Origin of the sequence: Streptomyces niveus (assembly GCF_001723055.1) — a bacterium.
Taxonomy (GTDB): Bacteria; Actinomycetota; Actinomycetes; order Streptomycetales; family Streptomycetaceae; genus Streptomyces; species Streptomyces niveus.
In genome coordinates, this window is the sequence record NZ_MDCR01000214.1 from 1 (window position 1) to 18,480 (window position 18,480).

The 18,480-nt window shown below is 71.4% G+C and carries 16 protein-coding genes; 8 read left to right on the top strand and 8 right to left on the bottom strand.

The annotated features are described in order from the left end of the window. Both BHU15_RS24010 and BHU15_RS24015 read right to left on the bottom strand, forming a co-directional pair. A partial coding sequence (locus BHU15_RS24010) for an AAA family ATPase (RefSeq protein ID WP_069629101.1) occupies positions 1-1,813 on the bottom strand: 1,813 nt, incomplete at its 3' end. 363 nt (positions 1,814-2,176) lie between these two features. Further along, positions 2,177-2,806 carry a uridine kinase family protein gene (locus BHU15_RS24015; protein ID WP_069629102.1) on the bottom strand — a complete coding sequence of 210 codons (630 nt, stop codon included), beginning with the start codon at positions 2,804-2,806 and terminating at the stop codon, positions 2,177-2,179. A 199-nt stretch (positions 2,807-3,005) separates the two neighbouring features. Here BHU15_RS24015 and BHU15_RS24020 point away from each other — a divergent pair, with 199 nt between their 5' ends. Continuing rightward, positions 3,006-4,400: a C39 family peptidase gene (locus BHU15_RS24020; protein WP_069629103.1), complete on the top strand. Its 1,395-nt coding sequence runs from the start codon at positions 3,006-3,008 to the stop codon at positions 4,398-4,400. A 164-nt stretch (positions 4,401-4,564) separates the two neighbouring features. After that, entirely contained in the window at positions 4,565-5,227 is a 663-nt protein-coding gene (locus tag BHU15_RS24025) for a TetR/AcrR family transcriptional regulator (RefSeq protein ID WP_023543022.1), read from the top strand. Positions 5,228-5,318: 91 nt separating this feature from the next. On the opposite strand, the gene BHU15_RS24030 is transcribed toward BHU15_RS24025, so the two are convergent. Beyond that, positions 5,319-6,560: a glycoside hydrolase family 18 protein gene (locus BHU15_RS24030; protein WP_069629104.1), complete on the bottom strand. Its 1,242-nt coding sequence runs from the start codon at positions 6,558-6,560 to the stop codon at positions 5,319-5,321. A 419-nt stretch (positions 6,561-6,979) separates the two neighbouring features. On the opposite strand from BHU15_RS24030, the gene BHU15_RS24035 reads away from it, so the two are divergent. Beyond that, positions 6,980-8,152, top strand: coding sequence for an acyl-CoA dehydrogenase family protein (locus BHU15_RS24035; RefSeq protein ID WP_069629105.1), 1,173 nt, complete (start codon positions 6,980-6,982; stop codon positions 8,150-8,152). An 80-nt stretch (positions 8,153-8,232) separates the two neighbouring features. Here BHU15_RS24035 and BHU15_RS24040 read toward each other — a convergent pair whose 3' ends face one another. Continuing rightward, entirely contained in the window at positions 8,233-8,637 is a 405-nt protein-coding gene (locus BHU15_RS24040) for a hypothetical protein (RefSeq protein ID WP_023543025.1), read from the bottom strand. Positions 8,638-8,840: 203 nt separating this feature from the next. Between BHU15_RS24040 and BHU15_RS24045 the strand changes: the two genes are divergently transcribed. From BHU15_RS24045 to fxsA, 4 genes are all read left to right on the top strand, one after another. Further along, entirely contained in the window at positions 8,841-9,281 is a 441-nt protein-coding gene (locus BHU15_RS24045) for an Lrp/AsnC family transcriptional regulator (RefSeq protein ID WP_069629106.1), read from the top strand. Positions 9,282-9,530: 249 nt separating this feature from the next. Then, complete coding sequence (locus BHU15_RS24050) at positions 9,531-11,171, top strand: amidohydrolase (RefSeq protein WP_069629107.1); 1,641 nt, start codon at positions 9,531-9,533, stop codon at positions 11,169-11,171. Positions 11,172-11,725: 554 nt separating this feature from the next. Next, a complete protein-coding gene (locus tag BHU15_RS24055) occupies positions 11,726-12,493 on the top strand; it encodes a polyprenol monophosphomannose synthase (protein WP_069629108.1) in 768 nt (255 codons plus the stop codon). A 41-nt stretch (positions 12,494-12,534) separates the two neighbouring features. After that, on the top strand, positions 12,535-13,146 hold the full coding sequence (gene fxsA, locus BHU15_RS24060; protein WP_069629109.1) for an FxsA family membrane protein: 612 nt from the start codon (positions 12,535-12,537) through the stop codon (positions 13,144-13,146). 111 nt (positions 13,147-13,257) lie between these two features. Here the strand turns inward: fxsA and BHU15_RS24065 are convergent, their stop codons facing one another. The 4 genes from BHU15_RS24065 to yczE form a co-directional block, all read right to left on the bottom strand. Then, complete coding sequence (locus BHU15_RS24065; protein WP_003959706.1) at positions 13,258-13,632, bottom strand: RNA polymerase-binding protein RbpA; 375 nt, start codon at positions 13,630-13,632, stop codon at positions 13,258-13,260. A 265-nt stretch (positions 13,633-13,897) separates the two neighbouring features. Continuing rightward, positions 13,898-15,271 carry an MFS transporter gene (locus BHU15_RS24070; protein ID WP_069629110.1) on the bottom strand — a complete coding sequence of 458 codons (1,374 nt, stop codon included), beginning with the start codon at positions 15,269-15,271 and terminating at the stop codon, positions 13,898-13,900. Positions 15,272-15,299: 28 nt separating this feature from the next. Further along, entirely contained in the window at positions 15,300-16,064 is a 765-nt protein-coding gene (locus BHU15_RS24075) for a glycerophosphodiester phosphodiesterase family protein (protein ID WP_069629111.1), read from the bottom strand. Next, positions 16,061-16,729: a membrane protein YczE gene (yczE, locus tag BHU15_RS24080; protein WP_023543032.1), complete on the bottom strand. Its 669-nt coding sequence runs from the start codon at positions 16,727-16,729 to the stop codon at positions 16,061-16,063. The genes BHU15_RS24075 and yczE overlap by 4 nt, the downstream gene beginning before the upstream one ends. 104 nt (positions 16,730-16,833) lie before the next feature. On the opposite strand from yczE, the gene BHU15_RS24085 reads away from it, so the two are divergent. Then, positions 16,834-18,342, top strand: a complete 1,509-nt coding sequence (locus BHU15_RS24085) for an SCO1417 family PLP biosynthesis transcription factor (RefSeq protein ID WP_069629112.1) — start codon at positions 16,834-16,836, stop codon at positions 18,340-18,342. Positions 18,343-18,480: the final 138 nt, after the last annotated feature.

The following is an 18,480-nucleotide window of genomic DNA, read 5'->3' on the forward strand; positions in this document are numbered from 1 at the left end:
GTCCCGGTGTGGTGCTGTAGCCGGAGAGCCGCAGATCGCGGTACGCGCAGCTCTTCTCGTACAGCGTCCGCAGGAAGCGGCCGTTGCCCAGCTCGTCGATCCACCCCTGGTCGACCACATGCCCGCTGATGCTGCGGAGCTCGTCCAGGGACTCCTCGTCCCACACGTCGTCGTTCTCGGCGGCCAGTACCTCGCCGATCGCGGTCAGCTCCAGGGGGCGGTAGCTGGGGAAGTCGACGCGCGTCGTGAAGCGGGAGGAGAGCCCGGGGTTGGTGGCGAGCAGCCGGTCCATGCCCTCCGGATAGCCGGCGAGTATCACCACGAGATGGTTGCGGTTGTCCTCGGCGCGCTTGAGCAGCACCTGAAGGGCCTCGTCGCCGTAGGCGTCGCCCTTGCTGTAACCGGAGTTGGCGAGGCTGTACGCCTCGTCGACGAACAGCACGCCGCCGATCGCCGAGTCGATCAGCTCGTTCGCCTTGACCGCCGTCTGGCCCAGGAACTCGCCCACCAGATCGGCCCGTTGGGCCTCCACCAGATGGTCCCCGCCGAGCAGCCCCAGCGCGTAGAAGACCCGGCCGAGGATGCGCGCGACGGTCGTCTTGCCCGTGCCCGAGGGGCCGGAGAAGACGAAGTGACGTTTGGGCGGCTGTACGGGCAGGCCCTGACCGGCGCGTAACCGGGCCATGTTGAGCTGCGCGGACAACGCCTTGACCTGCCGCTTGACCGGTTCCAGACCGACCATCCGCTCCAGCTCCGCCAGTGCTTCGGCGAGCAGGACCGGATCGGTGGGCCGGTCGGGGAACTGCGGGGGCGGGGGCTGCGCCGGTACCCGGGCCTTCTCCCGTATCCCGTCGGCCGCATCGGCCGCGTCCGCCGGGTTCACCGGGTTCACGGGAACACCCACCCCGTACGGAGGCTGCGCCTCGACGCCCGGCCGTGGATCGGCGCCCTGCGGATACTCGCCGTCGGCCGCCGCGTCCGCCACGTCCTGGCCGAAGCCGGCCAGCGCGACGGAGGCCAGTCCGGCCGACTCGTCCGCCCCGTCGTAGCCGTCGGAGTCGGTGATCGCCGCGAGCCGGGCGGCGGTGTCCATGAACGTGGGGTCGATACGGTGCACGGCCCGGTACAGGGGCAGCGCGGCGGCGCTGCGCCCGGTCCCCTCGTGCGCGCGGGCCAGCCAGTAGCGCAGCTCCTTGCGTTGCGGCTGCTCGCTGCGACATCGCATGAGCGAGGTCGAGAGCAGCGGCTCGGCCTGTCCGTACATCTCCAGCCGGACGCGTGCCATCCCGCCGAAGAGACCCGCCTCGATGCCCAACAGCGGGTCGTTGACGAGGGATTCGGTGTGGCGCACCAACTGGTCCCAGTCCTTGACCAGATAGGCGCGGCAGGCGTGCAGGAAGCGCACGTGCGGATCGGCGTCCACGGGCGGCAGGCCGGCCAGCGCCCGGTCCAGCTCCGGCACATGGCGCCCGTCGAGCCAGTGCGAGGCGTGCGCGAGCAGCAGATCGCGCCGGCTCTCCAGCACGGGCTGGACCCACCAGCCCAGCCAGTACCAGGAGTTGAGTGTGCGACGGTGCCGGGAGCGCTGCTCGCCGAAGCGGTCACGGTGGCGGTACATGTTCAGCAGCGCGGTCGTGGTGTCGACGCGCAGCGCGTGCAACCCGAGCCAGCCGTCGGCCATTCCGGGATCGAGCCGTACGGCCTCCCGGAACTCATCCTCCGCCTGTGGATACGCCCCCATCGTGTAGGCGTCCACACCACGCACCCACGCGAGATCGGCCGGGGCGCCAGCGCCCTGCGTGCCGATGTCCATCCGGCCCCCCACAAACCATGACCCCGTGATGTCCCGCCGGGCAGGCGCCCGTCGGCAGAGCGTGCTGAACCACCTTGTCGTGGACGGGAATTGACCCCACCAGGAAGCATCGTACCTGCGTAGAGGGGGCGCGACTAAGGGCGCAGCCGCCGCGCACACACCGGTGACCCAGGGTGATCGCTGAGTGAGAGGCGGGGCCGGAGAGACGGCGAAGAGGGCAGAACGAAGCCCCCGATCACGGGGGAACAACCGGGGGCTTCGCGTCTGCGGCGGCTCCGAAAAGCCGCACATTGAGAACGTAAGACCTGTCCCACCCCTTGGTCAAGCCGAGTTGAGGCACCTTCGGGGCTGATTTCCGACTGCTCAGTACGGAGGGAATGACCCGTCACGGTGGGTGACAGGTTCAACCTGTGGCGCTATCGCCGGAATTCCGGGCAGCCACTTGTATCCCTCCTGCCACTCACGCACCAGAGCGTCGGCGAACGGGCGTGACGGATCCGTCTCGAAATGGCGGGTCTCCGCCCGCGTCCAGCCGTCCCAGAAGGCCGAAAGGGCCGATCCGTCGCGCGCCCGGCCCCGCCGCCAGGACTCCTCGGCGCCCCGGTCCATCCACAGCAGGCGGGCGAGCCAGGGCCGTACGGCGGCCCGCCCCGCGCCCACTCCTTCGATCAGCACGACCGGCGCGGCGCGCAGCGTACGGGGCGCGCCGAAGCCCCGCGAGGTCCAGTCGTACGGCGCGTACCGCGCGGTCGCGCCGCGCGAGAGCGGTCCGAGCACGTCGTCGGCGAGCCGCTCCGTCCAGTCGAAGAACGCGTCGTGCGTCGCCAGGTCGTCCAGCCGCAGTACGGGCGCCCCGCCGAGCGCGGCGGCGAGCCGGGACGCGAAGGTGCTCTTGCCGGAACCGGCGTGGCCGTCGATCGCGACCAGCCGCACCGGGCCGCAGGAGGGCGGCAGCGCGCGCAGGGTCATGGCGGCTTCGGTGAGGTCGTCCACCCGGCCACCCTATGCGCGGGGCGGCGGTGCCTCCGGCCCCGGGCCGGGCGCGGGCGGCCCGGCCGCGGAGGGGCCGTCGACGCCACTGGTGCAGACCAATATTGGTCCGGCGACGCGAGACGAATCTCTGGCCGAAGCCGTTCGGGACCCGCGATAGTTGACGAACTGTTGTGCACCCGACCACTGACCCGGGGGTCCCATGAACAACCCAGCTCCTTCCCGGAACAGCCCGGCGTCGCGCCGTACGGTGCTCGCCACCGCGCTCGCCGCGGCCGGCGCGGGCGCCCTCTCCGCCGCCGCGCCCGCCCTCGCGAGCGCCCCGTCCGCGCGCCCGGCTCCGCCGGCCGCCCACCGCCGTGCGAGCACCCAGGTCGACAACCGGTTCTGGACCTCGGCCACCGACTGGCGCGGCGGCACGGGCAACGGCGTCAAGGTCCTGACCGGCGGCCGGCCCGGCCTGGTCGTCGCCACCCCCGCGGGCAGCACCGACTACGCTGACCCGCACACCGGCAGGACCAGCACCTGGGAGTACGCGACCTGGACCTCGCCCGTCCACCGCTCCAAGGTCCCGGCCACCGAGGCGATCGCCTCCTGGAACGCCGACACCCCCGCGGGCACCTGGATCCAGACCGAACTGCGCGGCACCTACTCCGACGGCACGGCGACGCCCTGGTACGTGATGGGCCGTTGGGCGTCCGGCGACGGCGACATCCACCGCACGTCCGTCGACGGCCAGAGCGACGACCGCAGCAGCGTCTGGACCGACACGTTCGCCATCGACGCCCCGGCGAGCGGTCTGCGGCTGGCCTCGTACCAGCTCCGCCTCACGCTCTACCGCAAGCCGGGCACGACGCTCACGCCCACGGTCCACCGGGTCGGCGCGATGGCCTCCGACATCCCCGACCGGTTCACCGTCCCGGCGGCCGAACACGTCGTGGCGCGCGAGCTGACCGTGCCGCGCTACTCGCAGAACACGCACGTCGGGCAGTACCCGGAGTACGACAACGGCGGCGAGGCCTGGTGCAGCCCCACCTCCTCGCAGATGATCATCGAGTACTGGGGCCGTAAGCCCACCGCCGCCGACCTGGCGTGGGTGAACCCGGCCTTCGCCGACCCGCAGGTCTGCCACGCGGCCCGGTACACCTTCGACTACCAGTACGACGGCTGCGGAAACTGGCCGTTCAACGCGGCGTACGCGACGAGCTACCGGGACATGAACGCCGTCGTCACCCGGCTCGGCTCGCTCACCGACGTGGAGCGGCTGATCCGCGCGGGCATCCCGGTCATAACGTCACAGTCCTTCCTGTCGAGCGAGCTGACCGGCGCGGGCTACGGCACCTCCGGCCATCTGATGACCGTGATCGGCTTCACGGCGGAGGGCGACGTGATCGCCAACGACCCGGCCTCGCCGAGCAACACGGCCGTACGGCGGGTCTACAAGCGCCGCGAGTGGGAAAATATCTGGCTCCGGACCAAGCGGTACAACGCGTCGGGCGCCGTGTCCTCGGGCACCGGTGGCGTCTGCTACCTGTACTGGCCCCTGGAGCCCACGGCCGCCCAGCGGGGCGCACTGGCGGCGGTCGGCGTGCGCTGAGCCGTCCGGGGAGGCGCCGGGGAGCAGGAGTGAACTCATGTCCCCCGGCGCCGCCCGCGTGCGCGTGAGCGTCGATCACCGCGACGGCCGGACCCGGCCCCCGCCAGCGGGTCTGCAATACTGCGGCGGATCTCCTGTGACAGCCGAGACCGGAAAGCGCGGACGTGAACACCAGGCAGCAGCGTGGCGAGAGCGAGCGGGCGCAACTGCGCCGCTCCGAACTCATCGCCACCGGCCGGAAGTTGTTCGCCGACACGTCGTACGACGCCCTGTCGATGGACGACATCGCCCAGCACGCCGGTGTCGCGAAAGGGCTGATCTACTACTACTTCAAGAACAAGCGCGGCTACTACCTCGCCATCATCGAGGACTCGGTGATGGAGCTGGTCTCGCTCGCGTCGGGCGGCGTCGACCTGCCGAACACCCAGCGCGTCCAGCGCACCGTCGAGGCGTACCTCCGGTTCGCCGAGTTCAACGAGGCCGCCTACCGCACGATCATCACGGGCGGCGTCGGCTTCGACACCCAGGTGCAGGCGATCCGCGACGCGGTGCGTACGGGACTGGTCTCCACCGTCGCCGAGGGCGCCTACGGCCGCCAGGACATCCCGCCGATCGCCAGACTCGCACTGCTGGGCTGGCTCAGCAGCGTGGAGTGGCTGACCCTCGAATGGCTGGAGCACCGCGAGGAGCTGACGCGGGAGATCCCGCGCGATCTGCTGGTGCGGATGCTGCGGCACACGTTCGACACGATCGAGGAGTTCGCGCCCGAGTGCCCGGCGCCGCCGCCGGACCCGGACTTCCGCCCGTACACCGGCCGCGGGAACTGACACCGGCGGCGAGACGCGACGGGCCGCGAGACGTGAACGGGGGCGGAGCCCGTGAGCCCCGCCCCCGCCGTCAACTCCGCTGTCCGACCGTCTAGTTGATCGCCTTGATCAGCTCACCGTCGGCCGTGTCCCCGCTCAGCTCCCAGAAGAAGGTGCCTCCCAGGCCCTGCTCGTTCTTGTAGTTCATCTTGGTGCCGATGGTGGCCGGGGTGTCGTAGCTCCACCAGTTGTTGCCGCAGTGCGCGTACGCCGTACCGGCCACCGTCCCGTTGGCCGGGCAGGTGTTCTTCAGGACCTTGTAGTCCTCGATGCCCGCCTCGTACGTGCCGGGGGCCGCCCCCGTCGCCGTACCGCCCGGCTCGGCCTGGGTGACGCCGGTCCAGCCGCGACCGTAGAAGCCGATGCCGAGCAGCAGCTTCTCGGCGGGAACGCCCTTGGCCTTCAGCTTGGTGATCGCCGCGTCGGAGTTGAAGCCCTCCTGCGGGATGCCCGGATACGACGTCAGCGGCGAGTGCGGGGCCGTGGGGCCCTGTGCCGCGAACGCGCCGAAGAAGTCGTACGTCATCGGCAGGTACCAGTCGAGGTACCGCGCCGCCGCGCCGTAGTCCGTGGCGTCGATCTTGCCGCCGTCGGACGCGTCGGCGGTGATGGCCGCCGTGACCAGGTCGCCGCCGAACTCCGTACGGAGCGCCGAGACCATGTTCGTGAACGCGTCGGGCCCGCTGGTGTCGCAGGTCAGACCACAGGCGTTCGGGTACTCCCAGTCGACGTCGATGCCGTCGAAGACATCGGCCCAGCGCGGGTCCTCGACCAGGTCGTGGCAGGACTTGGCGAACGCGGCCGGGTTCTTCGCCGCCTCACCGAACCCGCCCGACCAGGACCAGCCGCCGAACGACCAGATCACCTTGAGGCCGGGGTTGGCCGCCTTGAGCTTGCGCAGCTGGTTGAAGTTGCCGCGCAGCGGCTGGTCCCACGTGTCGGCGACCCCGTCGACGCTCTGGTCGGCGGTGTAGGCCTTCTCGTAGTCGGCGAAGGAGTCACCGATGGTGCACTTGCCGCCCTGGACGTTGCCGAACGCGTAGTTGATGTGCGTCAGCTTGGCGGCGGACCCTGAGGTCTGAATGTTCTTGACATGGTAATTGCGCTGGTAGACACCCCAGTTGGCGAAGTATCCGATGACCTTCTCACCGGCGGCTGTGGGGGCCGCCGGAGCCTTCTCCTGGTCCGCGGCGGCGGTACCGGCGCCGGCGAGCAGGGATACGCCGAGAACGGCCGTACAAGCCGCTGCGACGAGCGCCCGGAAACGGGTGCGGGGACGGTGCGGTCTGAGCATGAGGTCTCCTCGTGGGGAGGGAGATCGAGGTCCATGAAGTCGGCTCGACTTGGCATGGACGCGAAATGTGTTCACGGGGACCGTAGAAGGACTAGACCAGTGGGTCAATGGTTCGGACCAACTTCCCGATGAGGCGCGACGGAGACCGGACGTACGACCGCCCCGGACGCGACGCCGGGTGAACGGAAGCCAAGCGGAACCTCAACGGCCGTTGGCCTCCCGTGACTGCACCCCGCCGATCAGGCATACTCAACGCGCCACAGCCGCAGGTCAGCCGCTCCCGTGATCCGGGAAGGCACCATCGGCCGGGCAGTATTCCTGTCCGGGGACATCCCCGGGCCTCGACCCGACCGACGGCCGCCGCCACACCCAGCGCGCGCGCCCCGTCGTAGCGTCCCGACAGGGAGGAGAGCGCCGCCATGTCCGACCGCGCCCCGCGAACGGTGGAACGTCAACTGCCCACCGAGGAGTCCAAGGACCTGCTCACACTCGTACGCGACATCGTCGAGCGGGAGATCGTCCCCAGGGCGTCCGAAGAGGAAGAGGCGGGGCACTTCCCCCGGGAGACCTTCTCCCTCCTCTCCGAATCAGGACTGCTCGGCCTCCCGTACGACTCCGAACACGGCGGCGGCGACCAGCCGTACGAGGTCTACCTCCAAGTACTCGAAGAGCTCGCCGCGGCCCGTCTCACCGTCGGCCTCGGCGTCAGCGTCCACTCCCTGGCCTGCCACGCCCTCGCCTCGTACGGCACCCCCGGCCAGCAGGCCGCCCACCTCCCCGCCATGCTGGGCGGCGGCCTGCTCGGCGCGTACTGCCTCTCCGAGCCCGCGTCCGGCTCCGACGCCGCCTCGCTGGGCACCAAGGCCGTCAGAGACGGCGACGACTGGCTGATCACCGGCACCAAGGCCTGGATCACCCACGGCGGCGTCGCCGACTTCTACACCGTCCTCGCGCGCAGCGGCGGCGCGGGCGCCGGCGGCATCTCGGCGTTCCTCGTACCCGGCGACGCCGACGGCCTGGTCGCCGCCGCGCCCGAGAAGAAGATGGGCATGAAGGGCTCACCCACCGCCCAACTCCACTTCGACGGCGTCCGGATCGGCGACGACCGGCGGATCGGCGACGAGGGCCAGGGCTTCGCGATCGCCCTCTCCGCCCTCGACTCGGGCCGGCTCGGCATCGCCGCCTGCGCCGTGGGCGTCGCGCAGGCCGCCCTGGACGGGGCCGTGGAGTACGCGACGGGACGCCGGCAGTTCGGCCGCCCCATCGCCGACTTCCAGGGGCTGCGCTTCATGCTCGCCGACATGGCCACCCGGGTCGAGGCGGGCCGAGCCCTGTACCTCGCGGCGGCGCGGCTGCGCGACGCCGGCCTGCCGTTCTCCCGGCAGGCGGCGATGGCGAAGCTGTTCTGCACGGACGCGGCGATGCAGGTGACCACGGACGCCGTACAGGTGCTCGGCGGCTACGGCTACACCGCCGACTTCCCCGTCGAGCGCTACATGCGCGAGGCGAAGGTGCTCCAGATCGTCGAAGGCACCAACCAGATCCAGCGCATGGTGATCGCCCGTCACCTCGCGGGCCCGGAGACCCGCTGACCCTCCGTCCGCCCTGCCGCTCCCGTCCGTCGGTCACCGTTCAACCGGCGGACGGGTCGGGCGAATTGACCGCTCTCGCGTCAGGCGGCGTGCCGACGCAGGTGCGGCAGCGGGAACTTGACGGGGCGTGAACTCGGGCCGCCCGCGTGGGAGAACGGCTGGGTGCGCCAGTCCAGCCCCTGAGGGAGCGTCAGCAGCAGCGCGGTGTCCTGCTCCTGGGCGTCGAGCGACTCGTCGGCCGCCCCGGCCTCCGAGGCCGAACGGCCCGTACCCGCGCACACGGTGAGGACGAACGGATTCCACGGGCTGGGGCACAGCGCGTGCTCCGGCAGACTGTCCTCGTCCGCCAGCAGGGCGATCGGCTGGGAGCAGTCCGGGCACACGACCCGGAACATCTCGAAGGTGTCGTAGAAGTCGAGCTCATCGGCCTCGACGGAATCAACGGGCTCCGGTTCGATACGGCCGGCGCGCTTCAGGCTCTGCATTCAGGCACTCCCCCTCGGGTGGGCCGACAGCCACGTGCGGCCTCGACCACAGCAAGCAATTCCCGTCGCGCGAGGCAGGTAACCGTAAGGTCTCGACGGACCCCGCGACATACCTGTGGTCTTCGTCACATGCCTGACGCAAGTGATGATCCGGTACGCCGTCAGCTGTGCCGGAAGCCGCCCCGGGCAATAGGTTGAACCGCATGGAGGAGCTGGATCGTCAGATCGTGGAATTGCTCGTCAAGGACGGGCGGATGAGCTACACCGACCTGGGCAAGGCCACGGGTCTGTCCACCTCGGCGGTGCATCAGCGCGTCCGCAGACTGGAACAGCGCGGCGTCGTACGCGGCTACGCCGCCGTGGTGGACCCGGAAGCCGTCGGACTGCCGCTGACCGCGTTCATCTCGGTCAAGCCGTTCGACCCCAGCGCACCCGACGACATCGCGGAACGGCTCGCCCCGATCCCCGAGATCGAGGCGTGCCACAGCGTGGCGGGCGAGGAGAACTACATCCTCAAGGTCCGGGTGGCGACCCCACTGGACCTCGAACACCTGCTGACCCGCATCCGCACCCTCGCGGGCGTCTCCACCCGCACGACGGTGGTCCTGTCCACCCCGTACGAGTCCCGGCCGCCGTATTTTTAGGGGCTCGGTTCGCCTCCGGGCGCTTTGAGCCCCTGCCGACGGTCGACCGTGCTCGGTCCACTCGTTCCTCGCGGACCTGTGCGCGCTCTCCCTTTCGGCAGCGGCGCGCCCTTCGGCTCACTCGCCGGGGGACGGTGGAGGTCAAACCAGCCGTCCGGCGCTTGAGGCCGACACCGGGCAGCGGGCCGAGGCGGTCGCGTCGTACCCCTGCGTACCCCGCACGTTCCCCCAGGCGGGAGACTGGGCGGCATGAACGATCGCGCCGCCCCCCAGAGCGAACCCCGCACCGTGCTGCTGCGCGGTGGAGACGTCCACAGCCCCGCCGACCCCTTCGCCACCGCGATGGTCGTCGAACGCGGTCATGTCGCCTGGGTCGGCTCCGAAGGCGCCGCCGACTCCTTCGCCTCCGGTGTCGACGAGACCGTCGACCTCGAAGGCGCCCTCGTCACCCCCGCGTTCACCGACGCGCACGTCCACACCACCGCGACCGGCCTCGCTCTCACCGGACTCGACCTGTCCGGCGCACGGACCCTGGGGGACGCGCTCGCGCTCGTACGTGCCCACCGCACCGCGCACCCCAGTGAGCGGGTGCTCATCGGGCACGGCTGGGACGCCGCGCGCTGGCCCGAGCGCCGGGCGCCCAGCCGCCGGGAGCTCGACGAGGCGGCCGACGGAAGGCCGCTCTACCTGACGCGCGTCGACGTCCACTCCGCCGTCGTGAGCACCGCGCTGCTGGACCAGGTGCCCGGCGTCAGTGAACTGGCCGGATTTCATCAGGACGCCCCGCTGACCGGCGACGCCCACCACGCCGTACGCGCCGCCGCGCACGCCGCCGTGACCCCCGCGCAGCGCACCGAGGCGCAGCGCGCCGCGCGCGCCCACGCGGCCTCCCTCGGCATCGGCACGCTCCACGAGTGCGCCGGCCCCGACATCTCCGCCGAGGACGACTTCACCGGGCTGCTGCGGCTCGCCGGCGACGAGCCCGGCCCGCGCGTCCACGGCTACTGGGCCGAGCACCTCAGCGACGACAAGGGCGCGGCCCGCGTCCGCGCACTCGGCGCCGTCGGCGCGGCCGGCGACCTCTTCGTGGACGGCTCGCTCGGTTCGCACACCGCCTGGCTGAGTGAGCCGTACGCCGACGCGCCCCACACCGGCGCCGCGCACCTCGACGCCGCCGACATCGCCGCCCACGTCACGGCCTGCACCGAGGCCGGACTCCAGGCAGGGTTCCACGCCATCGGCGACGCCGCGATCGGCGCCGTCGTCGCCGGGACCCGCGCCGCCGCCGAGAGGCTCGGCCTCGCCCGGATCCGGGCCGCCCGCCACCGCGTCGAGCACGCCGAGATGCTCACCCCCGAAACCGTCGCCGGCTTCGCCGAACTCGGCCTCACCGCCTCCGTCCAGCCCGCGTTCGACGCGGCGTGGGGCGGTACGGAGGGCATGTACGCCGACCGGCTCGGCGAGGCGCGCGCCGGCACCCTCAACCCGTACGCGGCCCTGCTGCGCGCCGGCGTCCCGCTCGCCTTCGGCTCGGACAGCCCGGTGACCGCGCTCGGCCCCTGGGGGACCATCAGGGCCGCCGCCTTCCACCGCACACCCGCCCACCGGATCTCCGTACGCGCCGCCTTCACCGCCCACACCCGCGGCGGGGGCCGCGCCGCCGGCCGGGACGACACCGGGGTGCTCGTGCCCGGCGCGCCCGCCGACTACGCGATCTGGCGCACCGAGGAACTGATCGTCCAGGCGCCCGACGACCGGGTCGCCCGCTGGTCCACCGACCCGCGTTCGGGCACGCCCGGCCTGCCCGATCTCACCCCCGGCGCGCCCCTGCCGGTCTGTCTGCGGACCGTGGTCGGCGGAGAGACGGTGTTCGTGCGACCGAACGAGTGATGTACCCGCGTTTCCCTACGGCCGACCGATGCTTACCGGCCACTGTCGCGACCAGCGGATCTTCCCCGCTGACCTGCTGAAACGGATAAATGCCGCAGGTCGAAGGAGTATTGACAGCAAGCACTCACGGGCCGGTAGGTTCGGCCGGGTCCACCAAAGGACGTCCGACCGGCAAACTCCCACGCAGTCGTCGAACGCCGCTGGGTCATGGGGCGGTGTGCCGCACCGGCGCACCACCACTGGGAGCCAGGCTCAGCGCCCGCGCCTCGGGGGCGAGGGAAGGTTTCTGCCGGTCGGCGGGTGCGACCCGGGTAGGGCCCCGGCGTTCAGTAGACAACGGCTTTCGGTCGACCCGCAGCCGGCGGGTCCCAGGTCGGCCCGAAGGACGCCGGGACCCGATCCGCAGAGCCCCGGATCCGAACGCCCGGCCGCCGGACCGCCGGATTCCGGCCGCCCCCGCCCTTTCCCCGTACGACACCCCTCACCGCGTGGACGGCGACCCCCCGCGTGCTCGCTAAGGTGGTACTTCTGCGTACGGCGATTAAGGGGCAGTTGTGAACGACGGTGGTCAGAGGCAGTACGGCCCGCTCGGCGCAGCCTTGGTGATCATCCCGACCTTCAACGAGGCGGAGAACATCAAACGGACCGTCGCCCGCGTGCGCGCCGCGGTCCCGGAGGCCGACATCCTCGTGGCCGACGACAACAGCCCCGACGGCACCGGAAAGCTCGCCGACGAACTCGCAGCCGACGACAGCCAGGTCCACGTCCTGCACCGCAAGGGCAAGGAAGGACTGGGCGCGGCCTATCTGGCGGGCTTCCACTGGGGCATGGAGCACGACTACGGCGTCCTGGTCGAGATGGACGCCGACGGCTCCCACCAGCCCGAGGAACTGCCCCGGCTGCTGACCGCCCTCAAGAGCGCCGACCTGGTGCTCGGCTCGCGCTGGGTGCCCGGCGGCCGGGTGGTGAACTGGCCGCGGACCCGCGAGATGATCTCCCGCGGCGGCAGCACGTACTCCCGCGCCCTGCTCGGTCTGCCGCTGCGCGACATCACCGGCGGATTCCGCGCCTTCCGTACGGAGACGCTCGACCGCCTCGGCCTGGACGAGGTCGCCTCGCAGGGCTACTGCTTCCAGGTCGACCTCGCGCGCCGCGCCGTCGAGGCCGGCTGCCATGTCGTGGAGGTGCCCATCACGTTCGTCGACCGCGAACTGGGCGACTCCAAGATGAGCCGGGACATCCTCGTGGAAGCGCTCTGGCGGGTCACCGCGTGGGGCGTCGGGACCCGGGCCAACCGCATGCTGGGCCGCAAGTCCCTCTGATCCGTACGACACCTCGCTCCGCTCCCAGGCACACTGGAATCATGACGACCGGCGCACCGCCTCCCGCGGCTCCGCAGCGCTCACGCGCGCGCAAAATTGTCCCCCTGGGCATCGCCCTCTGGCTGGTGCTCGAGATCTGGCTGCTGACCGTCGTCGCCGAGGCGACGAACGCGCTGACGGTGGTGGCCCTGCTGATCGGCGCCGGCATCCTGGGCTCGGTGGTCGTGAAGCGGGCGGGCCGGCGGGCCTTCCGGAATCTCAGCGAGACCCTTCAGCAGGCCCAGCGGCGGCAGCAGGACCCCGACGCCCCCGAGAACGCCGACGAGAGCGCGAACACCAGCTCCGGCAACGGCTTCCTGATGCTGGGCGGCCTGCTGATCATGCTGCCGGGGCTGATCTCCGACGCCTTCGGTCTGATCCTCCTGATCCCGCCGGTGCGTTCCCTGCTCAGCCGGCGGGTCGAGCGGTCGCTGGAGCGCCGTATGCGCGCCGCGCCCCCCGGAGGTCTCGGCGACGCCTTCCAGCAGGCTCAGCAGGCCAGGATGAAGCGCCCGGACGGCAAGGTCGTCCAGGGCGAGGTCATCAAGAACGACGAGCCCGCCCCGCCCCGCGATCCCGGCCAGGACGGACCGCGCCCGCCCCTGGCACCGTGAGGCGCTGACGGCCGGCGGGACGGGCGGAGAACACGAAAGCCGTGGGCCGCGACACTGTGTGTGTCGCGGCCCACGGCTTCTCGCATGTGCTGTTGAGGCGGTGCTACCAGGTCAGGCCGACTTCCGGCTGTCCCTCGGATGCACCGCGATATTCATGGCGCCGGAGCGCAGGACGGCCAGCCGTTCGGCCAGCACCTCCTCCAACTCCTCGCGTGTGCGCCGCTCCATGAGCATGTCCCAGTGCGTGCGCGCAGGCTTGCCCTTCTTCTCCTCGGGGCCATCCCCGTCCACCAGGAGTGCCTGGGCGCCACACGCCTTGCACTCCCACTCCGGCGGAATTTCCGCCTCTACCGAGAACGGCATCTCAAATCGATGGCCGTTCTGGCATGCGTACTCCACCGCCTGGCGCGGGGCCAGATCGATGCCGCGGTCCGTCTCGTAGCTGGTAACCACAAGTCGCGTGCCGCGGAGAGCTCGCTCACTCATGAATCGTGCCTCCCGGGCTTGTCGCCCACAGGACAGGTGTCGCTGTCGTCGTCTTCCGATCAACGTCCGGTCGGCGGTAAAGATTCCCGTTGCGGGTCATACGTCGCCGTCGTGCCGCTGCTTTCGCCGAGGGTTTCGTACCCACCAGTGCCCGGTTTGTCACATCTGGTGCTGGATGTCAGCCGACATTTTCGTTTCTGTGACACGCAGTAACGGTCCGGCTGGCAGGCCAACGGCGTACACTACCGCGCTTTCACTTCCACGTCTAAATCCGGTCCGGCACGGGGTTGCCCGCCTCGGCCACGGCCCTGCGGACCGGCACCCTCGCGAGCAGCACGAAACCGATCACGAAGAAGACCACCAGGGAGAGGATCGCGTCCCGGTAGCTGCCGGTGACCTGATAGGCGAGGCCGAACACCAGGGGCCCCAGCCAGCTCAGCCCGCGGTCGCTCATCTCGTACGCGGCGAAGTACTCGGCCTCCTTGCCGCGCGGTACCAGGTGCGAGAACAGCGAACGCGACAGCGCCTGGCTGCCGCCGAGCACCATGCCGATCGCCGCGGCGAGGGCGAAGAACCAGACCGGCGCCTTCGCGGGCAGGAAGTACCCGGCCGCCAGGATCACCGTCCAGACGCCGAGCGAGGCGAGAATCGTCCGTTTGGCCCCGTGGGTCCGCGCCAGCCGGCCCATGCCCAGCGCGCCCGCCACCGCCAGGATCTGCACCAGCAGCACGGCCGTGATCAGCGTCGTCTGGTCGAGCCCCAGCTCCTCGGAGCCGTAGATCGAGGCCTGCGAGATCACCGTCTGCACGCCGTCGTTGTAGATCAGATAGGCGAGCAGGAAGGAGAGCGTCAGGGGATGGCGGCGCATGTCGCGCAGCGTGGCCATCAGCTGGCGCCAGCCCGTACCGACCGAGCCCTCGCCCGGCCGGCCGCCGTCCTTCACCACCCGCCGGTCGCGCAGCCGGCTCAGCGGCACCAGCGTGAAGGCGCCCCACCACACACCGGCGGAGGCGAGACAGATCCGCACGGCCGTCGACTCCGAGACACCGAACGACTCGTGGCCGGTGTACAGAATCAGGTTCAGTACGAGGACGAAGGCGCCCGAGGTGTAGCCGAACGCCCAGCCCCGTGAGGACACGGCGTCGCGCTCCTCGGGCGTGGCTATCTGGGGCAGATAGGCGTTGTAGAGGGCCATCGACACCGACAGCGAGGCGTTCGCCACGATCAGCAGGACGACACCCAGCGCGTAACGGTCGCCGCCGAGGAAGAACATGCCCGCCGTGGCGCCCGCCCCGACGTACGCAGCGACCGCGAGCAGCGGCTTCTTGCGCCCCGTACGGTCCGCCACCGCGCCGGCCAGCGGCATCAGCAGCACGGCCACCACGATCGAGACGGACACCGCGTACGCGAAGACCGAACCGGCCCGCACCGGGATGCCCAGCGGATGGACGAAACCGTCGGCGTCGGCGGCCGCCTTCGCCACGGACGTCAGATACGGCCCGAGGAAGACGGTGACGACGCTCGTCGAGTAGACGGAGCAGGCGAAGTCGTAGAAGTACCAGCCGCGTTGCTCACGTATGCGGCCCGTCTCGTCGTCGGTCAGGTCCGCGGTGTAGGCGGTCACCCCGCGCCCCCTCATTCGTCCCCCTGGGGGACAGCCGTAACCGTCAGTGCCAGACCCCGCGCTCGACGAACACCGAGCGCAGCGTCTCCAGTTGATCGGTCATGATGCCATCCACACCGAGGTCCAGGAGCGCGCGCATCCGATCCGCGTCGTTGATCGTCCAGACATGTACCTGGAGACCACGGGCGTGCGCCGTCCGCACGAAGCGTTCGTCGACCACCCGCACACCGCTCTGCTCCGGCGGGACCTGCGCGCAGACCGCGCCCCCGCGGACCGGCACGGGCACCCCGAACGAGCGCAGCCGCAGACCGAGCACCCCGCGCACGCCGTACGACGTGGCCAGCCGGGGGCCCGCGAGACGGTGCGCCCGCGCGACCCGGGCCTCCGAGAACGAGCCCACGCACACCCGGTCCCAGCTGTCCGTCCGGGCGATCAGATTGATCAGCGGGTGCAGGGCGGGCTCTGCCTTCATGTCGACGTTCCAGCGGGCGTCCGGGAACTCGGCCAGCAGATCCTCGAAGAGCGGGAGCGGCTCACCGCCGCCGACCCTGGCCCGGCTCACCTCGCTCCACGGCAGCTCGGAGATCCGGCCGCGCAGATCGGTGACCCGGTCCAGCGTCGTGTCGTGGAACGCGACGAGCCGGCCGTCGGCCGTGGTGTGCACGTCGGTCTCGAAGTAGCGGAAACCGAGTGCGGCGGCGCGCCGGAACGCTGCCGCCGTGTTCTCGATCCCGTCGGCCGCGCCGCCTCGGTGGGCGAACGGGATCGGCGACGGATGGTCCAGATAGGGATGGCGTACGGGAGTCACGGCCGAAGTATGGCGCCCTCCGGGGAACCTCCGGCGACGGCGGTGCCGCCGTCGTCCGTCGACGGGACGACGAAGACGCGAAGGAAGAGCTGCGCGAGCGGTCCGATCGCCAGCGCGTACGCGATCGTGCCGACCCCGACGGAACCGCCGAGGGCGAAGCCGGTGGCGACGACTGCCACCTCGATCCCGGTACGGACCAGCCGCACCGACCGGCCGGTGAGCCGGTGCAGCCCCGTCATCAGGCCGTCGCGCGGGCCGGGGCCGAAGCGGGCGGCGATGTAGAGACCCGTGGCCACCCCGTTGAGGACGATGCCGGCGACGAGCAGCGGGATCTGTACGGCGAGACCGCGGCCGTCCGGGACGAGGGCCAGGGCGGCGTCCATCGCGATGCCGACCACGAAGACGTTGGAGACGGTGCCGAGCCCGGGACGCTGCCGGATCGGGATCCACAGCAGCAGCACGACCGCGCCGACGACGATCGAGACCACGCCCATCGTCAGACCGGTCAGCTCGGACAGGCCCTGGTGCAGCACACCCCACGGCTCCAGCCCCAGACCGCCCCTGACCAGCAGGGCCGCGCTCACGCCGTACAGCGTCAGACCCGCGTAGAGCTGGACGAGCCGGCGGGGGAGCCGCCTCCCACGGAGGGCGGGTGTGGTGGGCACGGTGCTGTCCTCCGGAGGTGGAACGAGTGGACTGGCCTGTGTCACTCTGTGGCTGGGTGGCATCGGCCAACCATGGCCAATTCGGGGAAGGTGGACTGATTTCCATGACGCGTTGGACTTCGGCGGTCGGAGCGGCACAGCTCGCTCGGCAGCTCCACGCCCAGCAGCCGCGACCCGCCGGCCCCGGCACCCGTAAGCCGCCCGCCTACCGCGCCCTCGCCGACGGTGTCCGGCTGCTCGTCCTCGAAGGCCGCGTACCGGTCGCCGCCCGGCTCCCCGCCGAACGTGAACTGGCCCTCGCGCTCTCCGTCAGCCGTACGACGGTCGCCGCCGCCTACGAGGCGCTGCGCGCCGAAGGATTCCTGGAATCGCGCAGAGGCGCCGGCAGCTGGACCGCCGTACCGGCCGGGAATCCGCTGCCCGCCCGGGGCCTGGAACCGCTGCCGCCGGACGCCCTCGGCTCGATGATCGACCTCGGCTGCGCCGCCCTGCCCGCGCCCGAGCCCTGGCTCACCCGCGCGGTACAGGGCGCGCTGGAGGAGCTGCCGCCGTACGCGCACACCCACGGCGACTACCCGGCGGGGCTGCCCGCGCTGCGCCAGACCCTCGCCGACCGGTACACCGCGCGCGGGATTCCGACCATGCCCGAGCAGATCATGGTCACCACCGGCGCGATGGGCGCGATCGACGCGATCTGCCATCTCTTCGCCGGGCGCGGCGAGCGCGTCGCCGTGGAATCGCCCAGCTACGCCAACATCCTCCAACTGATGCGCGAGGCGGGCGCCCGGCTCGTCCCCGTCGCCATGGCCGAGGGACTGGCCGGCTGGGACCTGCCGCGCTGGCGACAGGTACTGAGGGACGCCGCGCCCCGGCTCGCCTATGTCGTCGCCGACTTCCACAACCCCACCGGCGCGCTCGCCACCGAGGACCAGCGCAGACAGCTGGTCGAGGCCGCGCGTTCGGCGGGAACCGTCCTCGTCGTGGACGAGACGATGTCCGAACTGTGTCTGGACGGGGACCGGCCCGGCGCCGAACTGCCCCCGCCGGTCTGCGCGTTCGACCCCGCGGGCAGCACGGTCCTGACCGTCGGGTCCGCCAGCAAGGCGTTCTGGGCGGGCATGCGCATCGGCTGGGTACGGGCGGCGCCCGAGGTCATCCGCTCACTGGTCTCCGCCCGCGCGTACGCCGACCTCGGCACCCCCGTGCTCGAACAGCTCGCGATCAACTGGCTGATGGGTGGCGGCGGCTGGGAGCAGGCGGTCGACGTCCGGCGCGCACAGGGCCGGCAGAACCGCGACGCGCTGGTGGCCGCCGTCCGCAGGGAGCTGCCGAGCTGGGAGTTCGACGTGCCGCGCGGCGGACTGACGCTGTGGGTGCGCACCGGCGGACTGTCGGGCTCGCGGATCGCCGAGGTGGGCGAGCGGGTCGGCGTACGGGTGCCGGGCGGGCCGCGCTTCGGCGTCGACGGGGCCTTCGAGGGGTACGTACGGCTGCCGTTCACCGTCGGCGGCCCCGTCGCCGAAGAGGCGGCCGTCCGGCTCGCGGCAGCGGCCCGTCTGGTGGAGAGCGGCGCGCGCGCCGGCACGGACGCGCCGCGCACGTTCGTCGCCTGACGGGTGCGCGGCGCCCAGGGCGTGTCCGCAAAGTAGCGTCGTCCGCCCGTAGGGCGGGGCTCGCGGCGTCTGGTGCGTGCGATCGCAAGGCGGAGGATCGCTCTCGTACTGGGCGTACTCGGTCGAGTCCGACAACGC

Excerpts from the sequence above, each read along its gene's own strand:
- BHU15_RS24020 (WP_069629103.1), top strand. The coding sequence starts at position 3,006 with ATGAACAACCCAGCTCCTTCCCGGAACAGCCCGGCGTCGCGCCGTACG.
- BHU15_RS24030 (WP_069629104.1), bottom strand. The coding sequence starts at position 6,560 with ATGCTCAGACCGCACCGTCCCCGCACCCGTTTCCGGGCGCTCGTCGCA.
- BHU15_RS24035 (WP_069629105.1), top strand. The coding sequence starts at position 6,980 with ATGTCCGACCGCGCCCCGCGAACGGTGGAACGTCAACTGCCCACCGAG.
- BHU15_RS24040 (WP_023543025.1), bottom strand. The coding sequence starts at position 8,637 with ATGCAGAGCCTGAAGCGCGCCGGCCGTATCGAACCGGAGCCCGTTGAT.
- BHU15_RS24045 (WP_069629106.1), top strand. The coding sequence starts at position 8,841 with ATGGAGGAGCTGGATCGTCAGATCGTGGAATTGCTCGTCAAGGACGGG.
- BHU15_RS24050 (WP_069629107.1), top strand. The coding sequence starts at position 9,531 with ATGAACGATCGCGCCGCCCCCCAGAGCGAACCCCGCACCGTGCTGCTG.
- fxsA (WP_069629109.1), top strand. The coding sequence starts at position 12,535 with ATGACGACCGGCGCACCGCCTCCCGCGGCTCCGCAGCGCTCACGCGCG.
- BHU15_RS24065 (WP_003959706.1), bottom strand. The coding sequence starts at position 13,632 with ATGAGTGAGCGAGCTCTCCGCGGCACGCGACTTGTGGTTACCAGCTAC.
- BHU15_RS24070 (WP_069629110.1), bottom strand. The coding sequence starts at position 15,271 with ATGAGGGGGCGCGGGGTGACCGCCTACACCGCGGACCTGACCGACGAC.
- BHU15_RS24085 (WP_069629112.1), top strand. The coding sequence starts at position 16,834 with ATGACGCGTTGGACTTCGGCGGTCGGAGCGGCACAGCTCGCTCGGCAG.